The following is an 18,441-nucleotide window of genomic DNA, read 5'->3' as shown; positions in this document are numbered from 1 at the left end:
AATAAGAAATGCTTACATATCAAATATCGACAATTGTGCCTTGTCAGGTAAATCTGGCAATGAGCCTAATTCGTCTAAATAGTCAATAACCTTTTGAGATAAGCCGGCTTTTTTATTTAAATCTTCTTTTGATAAAAATGGTCCCTCTTCTCTCGCTTCAACAATTCTTTGCGCAACGTTTTCTCCAAGTCCTGGCACTGAAATGAATGGAGGAATCAATGTATCCCCTTCAATAATGAAGTCAAAAGCCTGACTTTTTTCTAAACTAATCGGTTGCAATCGAAAACCTCGATGCGCCATTTCATTCATTATTTCTAATACAGTTAATACATCTTTCTCTTTTTTTCCTAAATCCATATATCGTGAATACATATCTTTAACTGTATTACGAATACTCGTTTTATCTTTAATCATCGTTATAAGATCAAAATCGGAAGCTCTTATAGTAAAATATGCTGCATAATAATATAGTGGATGATGTACTTTAAAGTATGCAATTCTTACAGCCATTAGTACATAAGCTGCAGCATGAGCTTTAGGGAACATATATTTAATTTTACGACAAGAATCTAAATACCAATCTGGTACGTTATTCTCCTTCATCGCTTCAACCATTTCATCTGTTAAACCGCGACCTTTACGTACAAATTCCATCGTTTTAAAAGCCATTGACGGTTCAAGTCCAGCATACATTAGATATACCATGATATCATCACGACAGCCTATCACACTAGATAAATCACATATCCCTTGACGAATTAACTCTTGAGCATTACCTAACCAAACGTCCGTTCCGTGAGATAAACCTGAAATTTGAACTAATTCTGAGAATGTCGTTGGCTTAGTATCTTCAAGCATTTGACGTACAAATCCAGTACCAAATTCTGGCACACCAAATGTACCTGTCTTACATAATATTTCTTCTTCTGTAACACCTAAACTCTCAGGGCCACTAAATATTTGCATTGTTTCTTTATCATCTACTGGTATAGTTTTCGGGTCAATTCCTGATAAGTCTTGTAACATACGAATCATCGTTGGATCATCATGTCCTAATATATCTAATTTTAAGACATTATCGTGTATTGAATGGAAGTCGAAATGGGTTGTCATCCACGCTGCACTTTGGTCGTCTGCTGGAAATTGAATTGGAGTAAAATCATAAATATCCATGTAATCCGGTACAACAATAATTCCCCCAGGATGTTGACCAGTCGTACGTTTAACCCCTGTACAACCTTTAACCAACCGATCAATTTCAGCACCACGTTTGTGAATACCTTGATCATTTAAGTAACCTTTAACGAAACCAAAAGCTGTTTTTTCAGCAACAGTACCTATTGTTCCAGCACGAAATACTTTATCTTCACCAAACAATACTTTTGTGTAATTATGCGCGTTAGGTTGGTATTCACCACTAAAGTTCAAGTCAATATCTGGAACTTTATCTCCTTTAAATCCAAGGAATGTCTCAAAGGGGATATCTTGCCCTTCTTTAATTAATTCATTACCACAAGTGGGACATTTTTTATCTGGTAAATCGAATCCAGATCCAACCGAACCATCATCAAAGAACTCACTTGTCTTACAATGTGAACAAATGTAATGTGGTGGAAGCGGATTAACTTCTGTAATTTCGGTCATTGTTGCTACGAAACTAGAACCTACCGAACCACGCGATCCAACTAAATAACCATCATCTAGCGATTTTTTCACCAAACGTTGAGATATGAGATAAATAACAGAAAAGCCATTACCAATAATACTATCTAATTCTTTTTCAAGGCGGTCTATAACAATTTGTGGTAGATCTTCACCATATAGTTTTTTCGCATTAGAATAACTCAACTCACGAATTTCTTCATTAGCCCCATCCATTCTTGGCGTAAATAGTTTATCTTTTATAGGTACCACTTTTTCAATTTTATTAGCGAGCTCATTTGTATTTGTTACAACGATTTCATATGCTTTTTCTTCACCTAAGAAGTGAAAATCATCTAACATTTCATCAGTGGTTCTAAAGTGAGCTTCTGGTAATGTTGAACGATTTAATGGATTCCCTGGTTGGGATGCAATTAAAATTTTTCTGGCTATAGCATCATGCTCATATAGATAATGTGCGTTACCAGTAGCAATCACTGGGATATTAGCGCTTTTACCAGCCTCTATTAATCGCTTGTAAATTTGTGTTAACGTTTCATTATCTCGTATTAATTCTCTATCCATTAAATCTTGATAAAGTGCCGGCGGTTGAACTTCTATAAAATCATAGAACTTTGCTATTTTTTCTACTTCCGACTGATCCTTCTGCATTACTGCTGTGAATAATTCACCCTCATCACACGCTGTGCCAATTAAGAGTCCTTCTCGATACTCATTTAAAAGAGAACGTGGAATTCTTGGCGTACGGTAATAATACTTAACTAATGAAGCACTGACTATTTTAAATAAATTTTTAAGACCTTCTTGATTTTGAACAATGAGTGTAACGTGGGATGGACGAGCTCTTTTATATGCATCTTCATTAGTTAATTTTTTATTAATTTCTAGATGGTTGTTCACACCTAGTTCTTTCATTTGTTGAACCATTTTTATAAAAATATAAGCTGTTGCTTCTGTATCATAAATCGCTCTATGGTGTTGCGTTAATTCGACACCATATTTTTTGGCAAGGAAATTTAAACCATGTTTCCCATATTCGGTATTAATTGTACGTGATAGCTCAAGTGTATCAATGACACCGTTTGTAGAAGGTCCAAAGCCTAACCTTTCATACCCTGTGTCAATAAATCCCATATCAAATGAAGCATTATGAGCTACAAATATCGCATCTCCAACCCATTCTTTAAATTCTGTTAACACTTCTTCAATTTCGGGAGCATCAGTTAACATATCATCAGTGATATGTGTAAGATTGATAATGGTTTCAGATAATCTTTCATGTGGATTACTAAAACGTTCAAACTTATCTATAATTTCACCATTATGCACTTTTACTGCAGCTAATTCAATAATTTTGTCATATTGATTAGAAAGACCTGTTGTCTCCACGTCAAACACCACATATGTTGCATCTTTTAAATTACGGTCTGTTGGTTTATAAGCTATAGGTACACCATCATCTACTAGCATACCTTCCATACCATAAATCATCTTAATACCGTACTTTTCGGCAGCATTGTGTGCATCGGGAAAAGCTTGTACTACATTGTGATCTGTTACTGCTAAGGCTTGGTGTCCCCATTTAGCTGCTTGTTCAACATATGCACTAATATTAGGAATACCATCCATTTGACTCATAGACGTATGTAAATGAAACTCTACACGCTTATTTTCTGCTTTATCTTGTTTAGGTGTCTTTTTAATTTCTTCAATATCTGACATCATCATGACAAGATCTCTAACAAAAGTATCTTCTTCAATACGACCTTGAGCTCTAACCCATTTACCAACACTAAGTGCCTTAAAGTGCTCCAAGTCATCTTTATTTTTTCTTGTAAACATTTTTAATACAAGTGAATCTGTGTAATCAGTAACTTTAAGCTCAACTATATGACGTCCACTCTTAAGTTCTTTTAGGTTAATATCAAATATAACACCCTCAATAGCTACTTTGAATTCTTCTTCAATAATTGATTCAATTGGTTTTATATTTTCAATCTGAATTGGTTTTCCAATCTGACATTTTTCCACTGTACTTTCATTATTATCTTGTTGTTTCGCTTTTTCTGCTTTCATTTTTTCTAATTTTTCAGTTGCTTCTCTTGCACTTTGTTCATCTTCTTGTTGAATATGTGCTTCTAAAGATGCAAGGTCATCATCGTGATTTGTTGTATCTGTTTCAAAAACGACTTTATCAATTTCAAAGCCACACTGTCTAAATGCTTTAATCAAACTACCATTACATGCCTTATCAAAATGATTTCTCTCAATGTCATTTGAAACTAAGACTTTTAAAACATTTCCACTCATAATGAGTTTTTTTTGTTTCAATTGACCTTTCACTTTTGGCGACAATCGTGTTTGATCAATACAATGTCCGAAATATTTTAAAGCAAACTCATCTTGATTGTTGGTATCTTTAATTGAAAAATCAATTGCTACTGTAGCTATTTCTTTAAATTCTTCTTCAATTGCATGTGTAAAAAGAAGATAATCTTCATGAGATAAAAAATGTGGGAGTGATATTTGGAAAGTCCATGTTCTGTTTTTATTTGAAACATCTATACGCGTGAGTTCACCTTGTTCAAGAATATCTTGTTCTAGTTGATTTGATATTTTTATTTGATCGGCAAGCACTTTAAACTTTTCTCGATTTGTCATTGCCAAAATAATAACCACCTTAATTAATACTAAATTTAAAACTATTAAACATCATTGGATATATTACAACTGTTCATAAAGTTACTTAATAAATTCGTTTCATATTATACTACTGATTGGACGTATTTTCATGAAAAACAAATAGTAAGTAATACAATAAAGAAGAGCAGGTTAGATTTAAGATTATGTTTCATCATCTTTCCTGCTCTTTATTAATATCAATTTAACTATCAACAATTATATTACAACTTACTTAATATTCTTAAATAAATCTTGTAAGTAAGTCTCTAATTCATCAATTTGCACTTCTTCGCTTAAACCGTTAAAGCGTTGTTTTACCTCAACAATACCTTCTTCAGCTCTTTTACCAACAACAACTCGTACCGGTAACCCTATTAGGTCTGAATCATTAAATTTAACACCAGCACGTTCTTTTCGGTCATCATATAAAACATCGTATGAATCCATTAATTTTTGATAAAGTTGATCACCTAAAGTACGTTGATCTTCCTTTTTAGGATTGATAGTGATTAGATGGATATCGAAAGGCGTTACTGATTTTGGCCAAATAATTCCATTCTCGTCATTGTTTTGTTCAACAATTGCACTTAATGTTCTTGATACTCCAATACCATAACACCCCATAATGAGTGGTTGTGCTTTTCCCTGATTATCTAGAAAAGTTGCATTCATTGATTCAGAATATTTTGTTCCTAATTTGAAAACTTGTCCTACTTCAATGCCTTCAGCAAATTGTGCTACTCCCGAGCCATCACTTAACATCTCACCTTGTGTAATGAATCTAAAGTCACCGTATTCTGTTACGTCAAAGTCTCTACCAATATTGACATTTATATAGTGATAATGATCTTCATTAGCTCCTACAACAAAGTTATTTAAATCTTGTAAGTAATTATCGGCATAAATTTTAATATCTTTTTCAAAAATAGGACCAATAGACCCCGGATTGGCACCTACAAGATTAACAATTTCATCCTGTGTAGCCATTTCAACATGTTCCGTGCCGAAATATGCTTTTAATTTCACTTCATTTAATTCATGATGTCCACGAACTAGTAACATAATAAATTCGCCATCTATTTTAAAAATCATCGTTTTTACAATTTCATCTAATGGTCTCTCTAAATAGCCTGCAACTTCTTGAGCTGTTTTAACATTTGGCGTCTCAACTTTAGTCAATTCTGCAAGTTCAGAATGCTTATGAGAAGGATGATAAACAACTTCGGCCTTTTCAATATTAGCTGCGTAGTCACTCTCATTACTATAAACTATTGTATCTTCCCCAATTTCACTCAATGCCATAAACTCGTGTGTATGACTTCCCCCTATTGCACCTGAATCTGCCACAACCGGTCTTGCATTGATGCCTACACGTTTGAATATGCGACTATATGCTTGATACATATCTTGATAAGTTGCATCTAATGAAGCTTCATCTGAATGGAAAGAATATGCATCTTTCATAAGAAATTCGCGTCCTCTTAATAATCCAAAGCGTGGCCTTTTCTCATCTCTATATTTGGATTGAATTTGAAATAAAGTAAGGGGTAACTGTTTATATGATTTTAATTCATCTCTAACTAAAGAAGTGACTACTTCCTCATGAGTCGGTCCTAATGCAAATTCACGTCCGTTTCTGTCTTTTAAACGCATTAGTTCTGGACCATATGCACTCCAACGACCTGATTCTTCCCATAATTCTGCTTGTTGTAAAGCTGGCATAAGAATTTCTACAGCATCTATACTTTCCATTTCTTCACGTATGATTTTAGATATATTATTTAGGACACGTGTAGCTAGTGGTAAGTAACTATATATACCACTTGTACTCTGTTTAATTAACCCTGCTTTTAATAATAAACGATGGCTTAATGCTTCCGCCTCTGCAGGGACTTCTCTCATCGTTGGTATAAATACTTTAGATTGTTTCATTCTCTTTTTCCTCCCTATTTATAAGAAATACCGTTGTATATCATTCCAAGTGACTAAAATCATAATAATAACCACAAAAAGTGCGCCTACAGCAATAATTCCTGTTTCCGCTTTTTTATTCACTGGTTTTCTAAAAATAGCCTCATATAGTACAAATAATATGCGACCACCATCAAGCGCTGGAATAGGTAACAAATTCATTATTCCTAAGTTAACACTTAATAAAGCGGTGTATCCTACTAAATTAATAATTCCAGATTTAACAACAGAATCAACACTGTGATAAATACCAACAGGGCCATTTAACATATCAAATGAAAATTCTCCTGTAAATATACTGGCTAACATACCAACAACAGCTGTAAAAATAAGCTTACCTTTGTCGAAAAAGTTATAAATACCGTAGCTTATTGGTTTAAAAACGCTGTGTTCTGTAGTAGGAGCAAAACCAATTTGATAAGTTGTTTGAGTTTTAGTTTTAGTTATCTTTCTTTCTACTTTTTTAGGTTGGAGATCTACAGACTTGGTTTGGCCATCCCTTTTAATTTTTACAGTTGTTTCAGCCGTTCTATTTTGGTCAAGAACATGTTTGATATCATCAAAATTTTTAATTTTATGATTACCTACCTGAACTATTTTATCACCTTTGTGCAATCCAGCTTCATCAGCCGGAGACTTCTTCACAACTTCTCCTATGACATTGGTTGGCGTACCTTGGTAGTATGCTAATCCAATAAATAGTACTAAAGCTAAAATAAAATTAAATAATGGACCTGCAAACAATGTTAAAAACTTAGGCAATGGTTTCTTATGTGCAAACTGTCTATCTCTTGGAGCAATTTGGACAAGGCTTCCATTTTCGACAAAAAATGCCTTTTTCGCTATAGTGAAGTGATGCCTTTCGTCATCATAAGAAGTAATACCTTCAATATATAGGTCATCTTTAAAATCACATTTCTTAACTTCTATAGCTTCAATTTGTTGAAATTTATGTTGATCATCTAGAATTATATGTGTGATTTCATCTTGGTTATTTAACTTTATTTTTACGTTCATACCTGGTTGAACTGGTGGTTCTTCAAGACCATCACCAGCCATTCTTACATAACCACCCACCGGTAATAGACGAATTGTATATAATGTTTCATCTTTACGAAAACTAAAAATTTTAGGGCCCATACCAATCGCAAATTCAGGACACATAATTCCTGCTCGCTTAGCAAAAAACATGTGTCCATATTCGTGAACAGTTACGAGGACACCAAATACGATGATAAATGAAATAATCGTAATTAAAATGCTCATGTTCTACACCTCTAATGAATTTATGTTTAATTAAAAAATCATCTAAGTAATTAAATCGAAGATAATATTAAATATTATAATATGTTAATACTTAATATCATATTATTTTGTGTTATTGTATCTTAACAATTTATCAATAAGTGCTGAAAAGGAGTTAAGAGATATTCACCACTCATCAACATCTCAATAACTCCTTCATTATAACATCTATTCCATTTTACAATTCATAAATTTAAGTTTGTATCAGTAAAATATTTAATAGCGGTAATACAAACATGAAGCTATCAAATCTATCTAATATACCGCCATGCCCTGGTAGTATACGTCCCGAATCTTTAACACCAAAATGACGTTTAAACCCAGATTCTACTAAATCACCTAATTGACCAAACATACTTAACACAATTGTGACTAATAATAAAAGCCAAATATTCATATGTAAATCTACAAACATTTGCATCACTAATGGTACTAAAATGCTACATAAAATACCACCAAAGAAACCTTCAATTGTTTTATTAGGGCTAATAACTGGCCATAACTTATGTTTACCCATAAGGCGACCAAAAATATAAGCACCCGTATCTGTTAGCCAAACGATTAAAAATGCAAATAAAATATATCTCAAGCCCTCAGAACGTGTCTCATAAAAATACATGAAACCAATTCCTACATAAGCTACAGACATCAAACAAAATGCAGCATCCATAAAACTAAATCTGTTTTTAGATAGCACTGTATAACTTAAAACTATGAAACTCATAGCAATTAAACCTTTAAGTTGGATAACTTGAACCCATTCACCTGCATCTTGAGGTAACATGATAATAATTAGGGCTAAAGCACTAATCAGACCAGGTATAGATAAAAATTTAATCATATTCATATTAAGTAATTCTTTTAAGGCTATCAAAGCTAGTAAAAATGCGAAAAGCATTAATATTAAGCCACCCTTGAGCAAGATAGGCAAGAATATTAATAAAGCTATAATCGCGGTTAATGTTCTTACTTTCATTTTTTACTCCTCACTTAATCCTCCAAAACGTCTTTGGCGTGATTGATATATTTTCAAACACTCTCTTAACTCTTTTTCATCAAAATCTGGCCATAGCTTTTCATTAAAAATAAATTCACTATATGAAGCTTGCCATATTAAGAAATTGCTTATCCTTTGTTCTCCTGAAGTGCGTATTAATAAGTCTGGATCTGGATAACTATGCGTCATTAAATGACGTTTTATTAACGCCTCATCAATCACATCAGATCCTTGTCCGTTTAATTGTAATTCGTTATATATTGTTTTCATACTCTGAATAATCTCAGCTCGTCCACCATAATTTATAGCAAACACAAGAGTTAACCCAGTATTGTTCTGAGTTTTAGCTTTAGCAAAATCAATAGCATTAATTGTCGATTGTGGTAAACCTTCATAAAACCCTATTGTTTCAATTTTAACATTCTTTTCAATTAATTCTGGTAGAAATGTTTTAAGGAAATTCACAGGAAGATTCATAATATAATTAACTTCACTTTCAGGTCTAGACCAATTCTCTGTTGAAAATGCGTATAGTGTTAAGTACTTAATACCTAAATCACTCGCTTCGCGAGTAATTTTTTTGATTGTTTGCATACCTTCATAATGTCCTTTAATTCTAGGCATTTTACGTTTTTTTGCCCAACGTCCATTTCCATCCATGATAATAGCCACATGTTCAGGTATATTATGTATGTCTAAATCATTATTATGGTTTGTCTCAGTTTTGTTTTTATTTTTCAGCTTTTTAAACATGGTCTTTCCTCCGAGCCTGATCGTCTCTGTTTATAATATTAGTTAATTAAACAATCATCTATCATTTTATCATACTCATTTATTCCATTGAATAAGCAAATAAAAAAACTGTACCAAAGTCTTAGTTGGTACAGTTTAGACTATGAAGATATTCAATGTCTGACAGATGTTTCATTTTAGATAATATACTAATATGAATGTGTTTGCGAAAATAAAATACCTATACTGACATAATATCTTTTTCTTTGTCGGCAACCAATTGATCTATATCTTTAATCGAATTATCTGTAGCTTTTTGTACATCATCAGTTTGACTTCTTAAGTCGTCTTCAGTAATGTCACCATTTTTTTCGTCTTTTTTAAGCTGATCATTAATATCACGACGAATATTTCTAATTGAGACTTTAGCATCTTCACCAATTTTTTTAACTTCTTTAACTAATTCTTTTCGTCTTTCTTCAGTTAAAGCTGGTACAGAGATACGAATAACCTCACCATCACTCGTTGGATTAACCCCAAGATTAGCCGCGATAATTGCTTTTTCAATATCAGCAACTGATGTCTTATCATATGGTGAAATAACTAATAGACGTGCTTCAGGCACATTGATACTTGCTAATTGTTGCACTGGTGTAGGTGCACCATAGTAGTCAACTGTAACACCATTAAGTAAATTGGAGTTTGCTCTACCAGCACTAATGTTAGCAAGTTCACGAGATAAGTTATCAATTGATTTTTGCATTCTAGACTTTGTATCTTTGATTATGTCACTCATTTTTTACACCTCAAAATTATTTTGTAATTAATGTTCCGATTTTTTCACCCATTACAGCACGCTTAATATTACCTTCTTCCATAATAGAGAAAACATTTAATGGAATGTTATTATCCATGCAGAACGATGAAGCTGTTGAATCCATCACTTGTAAACCTTCTTGAAGCATTTGAATATGTGTCAAATGTTCATATTTAATTGCATTTGCATCAACTTTTGGATCAGCTGAATAAACACCATCTACATTATTTTTACCCATTAAAATTACATCTGCTTCTACTTCAGCCGCACGTAAAGCAGCAGTTGTGTCAGTTGAGAAGTAAGGATTACCAATTCCAGCGGCAAATATAACAACACGTTTTTTCTCCAAATGTCTAATTGCACGTCGACGAATATATGGTTCAGCAACTTGTTTCATTTCAATAGAAGTTAAAACACGTGTATCACAATCTAATTGTTCTAAACTGTCTTGTAATGCTAAAGCATTCATTACAGTAGCAAGCATCCCCATGTAATCAGCCGTACCACGATCCATGCCCAGGTCGCTACCAGTTTTGCCTCTCCAAATATTTCCACCGCCGACAATGACAGCAATTTCACAATCCATTTTGGCAACTTCAGCAACTTGCTGTGCAACGCTTTTGATAATGATAGGATTTATGCCGAATCCTTTATCACCTGCTAAAGCTTCACCACTCAATTTTAATACTACACGTTTATATTTAGAAGTTTGTGCCATTTTCTTATCCTCTCTATCGTAAAAATATGTAAATATATAAGTAAAGAAGACACGAATGTCTCCTTTTAGCTATCTTAACAATAGGCTTATAAAAAGGAAACGTGTGAGGTGTCTTCTTCCTTGTTAAACTTTATGACAGATTATTTCATTTGTCCTTTAACTTCTTCAGCAAAGTTTTCTTCACGTTTTTCCATACCTTCTCCAACTTCATAACGAACGAAATCAGTAAGTTTACCACCTTTAGCTTTTAAGAAAGCTTCAACAGTTTCGTCTGGATTTTTAACGAAGTTTTGATCTACAGCACAAATTTCTTGTAAATATTTACGTAAACGACCTTCAACCATTTTTTCAACGATTTTTTCTGGTTTACCTTCGTTTAATGCTTGTTGTTTTAATACTTCTCTTTCATGATTGATTTCTTCTTCGCTTACTTGTTCAGAAGAAACATATTTAGGGTTGATTGCCGCAATGTGCATTGCTACGTCTTTAGCAGCTTCTTCATCAGTAGTACCTTCAACTACGGTTAACACACCAATACGTCCACCCATGTGTAAATATGCACCAAATGCATCATTATCAGTTTTTGTTCTGATAGAGAAACGACGGATGCTTAATTTTTCACCAATTGTTGAGATAGCTTCTTTCATTCTTTCATCAACAGTTTTACCGCTAGATAATTTAGATTCCATCAAAGCGTCTACTGTTTCTACCTTGCTATCTAAAATATGGTTAGCAATTTCTTTAACTAATTCTTGGAAACCTTCGTTACGTGCTACGAAGTCTGTTTCTGAATTAATTTCAACGATTGCAGCTTCATTACCTTTTACTTCAACGTGTACAAGACCTTCTGCTGCGATACGGTCAGCTTTTTTAGCTGCTTTTGCAATACCTTTTTCACGTAAGTAGTCAATCGCTTTATCGATGTCACCATCAGTTTCAGTTAGCGCTTTTTTACAATCCATCATTCCTGCGCCAGTTTTTTCACGTAATTCTTTAACAAGTTTTGCTGAAATTGCCATTCATTATTCCTCCAATATAAATAGTAATTATTGATATACCTAGATTTTAGCATTATTTTAGGTTATATTTCCATTACAGTATTATGATTTAATTTTATTTTTAAAAAAAGGTGATAAGCATTAGTATCTTATCACCCATTTAAACTATCTCTTAGTTTGATTCAACAGAAGTGTTTTCTTCAGTTGTTTCTGCTTGTTCAGATTCTTCTTTGTCATCTAAATTGATGTTTTGTTCTGCAGCTACTTCTTCATTAGATACACCTTGTTGACCTTCTAAGATAGCGTCTGCCATTTTACCAGTTAATAATTTAACGGCACGAATAGCATCATCGTTTGCTGGGATAACGTAATCAATTTCATCAGGATCACAGTTAGTGTCAACAATACCTACGATAGGAATATTTAGTTTGCGAGCTTCAGCAATAGCGTTGCGCTCTTTACGAGGATCAACAACGAATAATGCTTGAGGCATTGATTTCATATCGCGAATACCACCTAAGAACTTAATTAAACGGTCGTATTCTTTTTTAAGTTCAACAACTTCTTTTTTAGGTAATACTTCAAATAATCCGTCTTCTTCCATTTTTTCAATTTCAGAAATACGTTTAATTCGTTTTGAGATTGTTTTGTAGTTAGTTAAAATCCCACCTAACCATCTTTGGTTAACGTAGAATTGACCAGCACGCTCTGCCTCAGCTTTAACTGATTCTTGCGCTTGTTTTTTTGTACCTACGAATAAGACTTTTCCGCCTTCTTCAGAGATTTGTTTAACAAAGTTGTATGCTTCTTCAACTTTTTTCACTGTTTTTTGTAAATCAATGATATAAATACCATTTCTTTCAGTGAAGATATATTTTTTCATTTTTGGGTTCCAACGGCGTGTTTGGTGACCGAAGTGAACACCGGCTTCAAGTAATTGTTTCATAGAAATTACTGCCATTTTAAATTCCTCCTAGTGGTTATTTACCTCCATAATCAACTGATATAAAGACAAATATTTAATTTGCACCCTTTATATTTAAATTGATTATGTGCGTATTGGCTTTATAGCCGTCAATTAATATATCATATTTAATACATAAAAGCAATAACATGATTTGTATTATTGAATTTCTGTTTGAATAACAATAAAGATGGAGATTATTTAATAACATTCTTAATTTCTCTAAACATTTTATAGTCGATAATTAACATATAAAATAATAGGTTTCTGAAAAAGTAAAAATCAGTCCATTCATTATTCACAGATTAATCTTAATTTACTAATATTTCAAAAAAACATTTCATATTCAACTTTTACTTATTTTTTTCAAGCTCATCAAGGAATTTATCTTTTTTCACTTTAATAAATGTCCCTTTCATTCCAAGAGAACGTGATTCTATGACACCCGCACTTTCAAGTTTGCGTAAAGCATTCACTATGACTGATCGTGTAATGCCCACTCTGTCAGCTACTTTTGAAGCTATAAGTAAACCTTCTGTACCACCAAGTTCTTCAAATATATGTTCGATTGCTTCTTTTTCTGAGTATGAAAGTGAGTTGATTGCCATTGTTATAGCAGCTTTATCTCTAGCTTCTTTTTCGACTTCATTATGTTTTTCTCGTAATATTTCCATTCCTATTACAGTGGCTGCATATTCTCCTAATACTAAGTCATTTTCATTGAAGTCGTCTTGAACTCGACCTAAGACTAGCGTACCAAGTCTTTCGCCACCACCTAAAATTGGAAAAATAGTTGTTCTACTATTTAAAAATACCTCTCTATTCTCTGGTGGAAATACAGTTAATTCATTATCAATATCGATATTTGATTCTGTTTGTTTAACATTCATCAACTCTTCAGTATATTCGCGCGGTATATGTCGATCTTCTAACATATCTTTAATACGTTCACTTTTTAATAATTCATTCAAACAAGATCCTAAGATTTTACCTCTTCTCGACACAATAAATACATTAGTAACTGTAACATTACTAATTGTTTGAGCAACATCTTTAAAATCTACTGCAATGCCTTTATGTTTTTGTAATAAAGTGTTTAATTCTCTTGTTTTAGATAATAAGCTCATATTTTTTCTCCTTCTATATATATTTATAAAATAAATGCACTTAAATCTTTATTTGTTGAGATTGATTTTAATTTGTCATCTACATATTGTGGGGTAATATCCACAACAGCATTCGGCATGCTTGGTGCTTCAAATGATAAATCTTCAAGCATTTTTTCTAGAATAGTGTGTAATCTACGAGCACCAATATTATCAGTATCTTGATTAACTTGATATGCAATTTCAGCTAATCTTTGAATGGCATCTTCTGAGAAGTTAACTGTAACTTCTTCAGTTTGAAGCAATGCTTCATATTGTTTGACAAGCGATAATTTTGGTTCTGTCAGAATTCTCACGAAATCTTCTACTGAAAGGCTTTCTAATTCCACTCTAATTGGAAATCGACCTTGTAATTCAGGAATTAAATCACTAGGTTTTGATACGTGGAATGCACCAGCACCTATAAATAGCATATGTTCAGTATTTACAGTACCATATTTTGTCTGAATCATGCTACCTTCAAGTATAGGAAGAATATCTCGTTGTACGCCTTGTCTTGACACATCTTGACCGCTATTTTGATTGTTAGTAGCAACCTTGTCTATTTCATCAATAAATATGATACCCATTTGTTCTGCAAGCTCTAAGGCTTGTTGATTCGCAGTTTCTTGGTCGATTAATTCGTCAGCAAAATCATCAGCTAAGATTTTTCTAGCTGTCTCAACCGAAACTTCTCTTTCGACTTTTTTCTTGGGCATCAATTGATTCATCATATCTTGAATCTGTTGATTTTGATTAGTCCCTAACATTCCCATTGATGCAGGATCTTGTTCTACTTTTATTCTTACTTTTTCATTTTCAAGTTTGCCCTGTTCAAGTTGTTTTTTTATTTCAGAACGTTTCGTTTTAATTTCCTCAGTTGGCGGTTCTTCCTCTTCATCTTGATTTTGACCGAAGTTTGGAATTGCTCCACCGAATAAATTTTCCAAAGGATTGTTACCTTGTGCTGCCTTCTTTTTTAAACTCGGAACAAGTAATTTAACTAATTTGTCGTTTGCTTTCTTAGTTGCCTCATCTTTAACTAATGACTTTTTCTCGTCTTTTACTAAACGTACAGCAACATCAACTAAATCTCTAACCATGCTTTCAACATCTCTACCAACGTAACCGACTTCTGTAAATTTAGTTGCCTCGACTTTAATAAACGGTGCTCCAACAATTTTTGCTATGCGTCGAGCTATTTCAGTTTTACCAACTCCCGTTGGACCAATCATTAAAATATTTTTAGGCGCAATCTCTTGTTTCTCTTCTTCTTTTAAAAGACTTCTACGATAACGATTTCTTAATGCAATAGCCACCTTACGTTTTGCATCATTTTGTCCTACAATATACTCATTCAATTTAGATACGATGTCTTTTGGGGTTAATTTAATTCCATTTGTATCCATATTTAACATTCCTCCATATTGCTACTTTGTTTTATGAGATTCATTTCCTTAATTTGAGCAATGCTGTTTTTAAAGCGTTTCTACAATTATATTGTCATTTGTAAACACACAAATATCAGCTGCAACTTTTAAACTTTCGTATGCCATTTCACTAGCAGAAAGTTGTGTTGCATGTCTTTTTAAAGCTCGACCTGCGCTAAGTGCGTAGTTACCACCTGACCCAATGGCAATTAAATCATCATCAGGTGCAATAACTTCACCTGTACCACTAACAATAAGTATGGCATCTTTATCCATTACGATAAGCATCGCCTCTAGTTGTCGTAATTGTTTATCTCCACGCCATTCTTGTGCTAGTTCAACAGCTGCGCGCTCTAAATTACCACTAAATTGCTGAAGTTTTGTTTCAAATTTTTCGAAAAGTGTGAAGGCATCAGCAACACTACCAGCAAAACCAGCCAATACTTTTCCTTCGTATAAACGTCTCACTTTTCTCGCAGTTTGTTTCATAATAACTTGTTGGCCTAATGTGACTTGACCATCACCAGCCATAGCTGCTTCACCATTATGGCGTACAGCGTAAATTGTTGTAGCGTGTAAAGAATTATCCATAAATTACTCTCCTTTTTTTGCTCGAGGATGTGCGTTTAAATACACCTTTCTCAATTGTTGATTCGAAACATGTGTATAACGTCCAGTGGTCGATAAATTGACGTGACCAAGTAAAGACTGTACAGTCCTTAAATCAGCACCTTGATTTAATAAATGTGTAGCAAAAGTATGTCTTAATTTATGAGGATGTATGTCATTGACCCCAGCGGTTCTTTTAACGACATCATTAAGTACATACCTTACTCCTCTTTCGGTGATAGGATCACCTTTCATATTTACAATTAAATAATCATGATTAGCTAATTGTTTAGGTTGAAATTCTTCTAAGTATCTTTCTATACTCTGTCTACAGAACTCTCCAAAAGGTATAAACCTTTCCTTATTTCCTTTACCTAAGACTTTTACACCAGGTAAGTTCATATCTATATCTTTTAATTTAATATTTATTAATTCAGACACACGTATTCCTGTTGCATATAACAATTCAATAATAACTTTGTCCCGTATGCCCTTTTTATTATCATGCTCTACAGTTTGAAAAAGTGCTTCCATTTCTTCTTCATAAAAGAATTGAGGTAAATACTTCTCTTTTTTAGGATGCACTAGTTGAACAAAGGGATTAATAATTGAATTATCTTGAGTCATCCAAAATTCATAGAAGGTACGTAACGTTGATATCTTTCTTGATACCGTAGTTCTTTTTAGTTGATTAGAATATAAAAAAGCCAAATAGTTTCTAGCATCTTTATATTCAAAAGTCTCAAGTTGTAAATGTTCTCTTTCTAAAAAGTTGTTAAATTGAACTAAGTCATCATGATAAGATTTTAACGTATACTCTGAAAAGTTTCTTTCAACCTTTAACATGTATAAAAATGTTTCTTGGATTTTATCCAAAATCAATCCCCTCCATCATATTGCATTGTAGCATATGTGTAAAAACGCATACAGTAATTTGATAATCAATTCAAAATCTTTAGAGAATTAATTCCATACTTTATATAAATTAGTCATAATTTTCTCTAACTCACTTGTTTTACTTAATTTACGTTAGTTTTAAACAATATTCATCACAAAAAAACCAGGTAGTTATCAACTACCTAGTTAACCTATTTGTAAATTACAGCGTTTGTTTGTAATTATCTAAATACTCTAACGCTCTTTTGGCTTGTGTTTCATATCTTTCTTTTTTATCTTTAATACGTTTTTCAAGAGATGGTAAAAGACCAAAATTGGCATTCATAGGTTGAAAGTTCTTCTCATTTTTTGCATGCGATATGTAGTAAGCCATACTACCTATCATTGTCTCCCTAGGGAAAATAACTTCCCCTTTACCTAAAATTTTATGCGCAAGATTAATACCTGCAACTAATCCACTAGCAGCACTTTCAACATAACCTTCAACGCCAGTCATTTGTCCAGCAAAATATAAATTATCATGTCCTTTTAATTCATATTTTTCGTTTAAAACATCAGGTGAATTAATAAAGGTATTTCGGTGCATCACACCATATCTTACAATATCAACATTTTCTAATCCTGGTATTAAACGAATGACTTCTTTTTGCGCACCCCATTTTAAATGTGTTTGAAAGCCAACAATATTATATAATGTTCCAGCTGCATCATCTTGTCTTAATTGAACAACTGCATAAGGGCGTTTCCCAGTCTTAGGATCTTCAAGTCCAACAGGTTTCATCGGACCAAATAACAAAGTTTTTCGTCCTCTTTCAGCCATGACTTCAAAAGGCATACAACCTTCAAAATATTTTTCTTTTTCAAATTCATTGACTGGTGCAACTTCAGCTTCTAATACTGCATCATAAAAACGATTAAATTCTTCTTCAGTCATAGGGCAATTAAGATACGCTGCTTCACCTTTATCATAACGTGATTTTAAATATACTTTATCCATATTAATTGAATCTTTTTCTATTATTGGTGCGGCAGCATCGTAAAAATACAATTGATCTTTACCAGTAATATCAACAATTTCTTGTGCTAAATGCTCAGTAGTTAAAGGACCAGTTGCTATAATCGTATAACCTTCTGGTATATGATTAACTTCTTCATTTAATACAGTGATGTTTGGGTGGTTTCTTAAGGTATCTGTAATATAGCCAGCAAAATCATGTCTGTCCACTGCTAAAGCACCACCAGCTGGCACACGTGCTTTATCTGCTGATGTGATAATTAACGAGTCTAAATGTCTCATTTCCTCTTTAAGTACACCGACAGCATTTGTAAGTGCATTACCTCTCAATGAATTTGAACAAACCAATTCAGCAAATTTATCTGTATGGTGCGCTGGAGTCTGTTTAACTGGACGCATCTCAATTAAATTCACTTTAATTCCACGTTGAGCTAATTGATATGCAGCTTCAGAGCCAGCTAAACCAGCTCCTACAACATTTACTTTTTGAGTCATTTTG

14 protein-coding genes are annotated in these 18,441 nt (G+C 33.1%); all 14 read right to left on the bottom strand.

Translation table 11 applies throughout. From position 1 onward, the window contains the following. Positions 1-12: 12 nt before the first annotated feature. Positions 13-4,323, bottom strand: a complete 4,311-nt coding sequence (locus tag ACVBFA_RS05725) for a PolC-type DNA polymerase III (RefSeq protein ID WP_126122465.1) — start codon at positions 4,321-4,323, stop codon at positions 13-15. Between the two features lie 249 nt (positions 4,324-4,572). Then, positions 4,573-6,276, bottom strand: coding sequence for a proline--tRNA ligase (locus ACVBFA_RS05720; protein ID WP_126122452.1), 1,704 nt, complete (start codon positions 6,274-6,276; stop codon positions 4,573-4,575). A gap of 18 nt (positions 6,277-6,294) precedes the next feature. Next, entirely contained in the window at positions 6,295-7,581 is a 1,287-nt protein-coding gene (gene rseP, locus ACVBFA_RS05715; protein WP_002457364.1) for an RIP metalloprotease RseP, read from the bottom strand. Positions 7,582-7,813: 232 nt separating this feature from the next. After that, the gene (locus ACVBFA_RS05710) at positions 7,814-8,596 is read right to left on the bottom strand and encodes a phosphatidate cytidylyltransferase (protein ID WP_001829499.1); all 783 of its coding nucleotides are present in this window, start codon (positions 8,594-8,596) and stop codon (positions 7,814-7,816) included. Positions 8,597-8,599: 3 nt separating this feature from the next. Then, positions 8,600-9,370, bottom strand: coding sequence for an isoprenyl transferase (locus ACVBFA_RS05705; RefSeq protein WP_002487391.1), 771 nt, complete (start codon positions 9,368-9,370; stop codon positions 8,600-8,602). Positions 9,371-9,590: 220 nt separating this feature from the next. Next, positions 9,591-10,145 (bottom strand): ribosome recycling factor, encoded by a 555-nt coding sequence (gene frr / locus ACVBFA_RS05700; RefSeq protein WP_002446292.1) that lies wholly within the window; start codon positions 10,143-10,145, stop codon positions 9,591-9,593. 16 nt (positions 10,146-10,161) lie between these two features. Next, positions 10,162-10,884: a UMP kinase gene (gene pyrH, locus ACVBFA_RS05695; protein WP_002439511.1), complete on the bottom strand. Its 723-nt coding sequence runs from the start codon at positions 10,882-10,884 to the stop codon at positions 10,162-10,164. A gap of 140 nt (positions 10,885-11,024) precedes the next feature. Further along, on the bottom strand, positions 11,025-11,903 hold the full coding sequence (gene tsf, locus ACVBFA_RS05690) for a translation elongation factor Ts (protein WP_002446291.1): 879 nt from the start codon (positions 11,901-11,903) through the stop codon (positions 11,025-11,027). Positions 11,904-12,054: 151 nt separating this feature from the next. After that, positions 12,055-12,843 carry a 30S ribosomal protein S2 gene (rpsB, locus tag ACVBFA_RS05685; protein WP_001832557.1) on the bottom strand — a complete coding sequence of 263 codons (789 nt, stop codon included), beginning with the start codon at positions 12,841-12,843 and terminating at the stop codon, positions 12,055-12,057. A gap of 356 nt (positions 12,844-13,199) precedes the next feature. Further along, a complete protein-coding gene (gene codY, locus ACVBFA_RS05680) occupies positions 13,200-13,973 on the bottom strand; it encodes a GTP-sensing pleiotropic transcriptional regulator CodY (RefSeq protein ID WP_002446289.1) in 774 nt (257 codons plus the stop codon). Between the two features lie 23 nt (positions 13,974-13,996). Next, complete coding sequence (gene hslU, locus ACVBFA_RS05675; RefSeq protein WP_126122453.1) at positions 13,997-15,400, bottom strand: ATP-dependent protease ATPase subunit HslU; 1,404 nt, start codon at positions 15,398-15,400, stop codon at positions 13,997-13,999. A gap of 69 nt (positions 15,401-15,469) precedes the next feature. Further along, the gene (gene hslV, locus ACVBFA_RS05670) at positions 15,470-16,012 is read right to left on the bottom strand and encodes an ATP-dependent protease subunit HslV (protein WP_002446288.1); all 543 of its coding nucleotides are present in this window, start codon (positions 16,010-16,012) and stop codon (positions 15,470-15,472) included. A gap of 3 nt (positions 16,013-16,015) precedes the next feature. Beyond that, positions 16,016-16,876, bottom strand: a complete 861-nt coding sequence (gene xerC / locus ACVBFA_RS05665; protein ID WP_002439503.1) for a tyrosine recombinase XerC — start codon at positions 16,874-16,876, stop codon at positions 16,016-16,018. A 253-nt stretch (positions 16,877-17,129) separates the two neighbouring features. Beyond that, entirely contained in the window at positions 17,130-18,437 is a 1,308-nt protein-coding gene (gene trmFO, locus ACVBFA_RS05660) for an FADH(2)-oxidizing methylenetetrahydrofolate--tRNA-(uracil(54)-C(5))-methyltransferase TrmFO (protein ID WP_002473845.1), read from the bottom strand. Between the last annotated feature and the right edge of the window lie 4 nt (positions 18,438-18,441).

The organism is Staphylococcus sp. MSU001 (genome assembly GCF_052976705.1).
The sequence above is the reverse complement of the archived record's forward strand: the minus strand, read 5'-3'. Positions and strand labels throughout refer to the sequence as shown.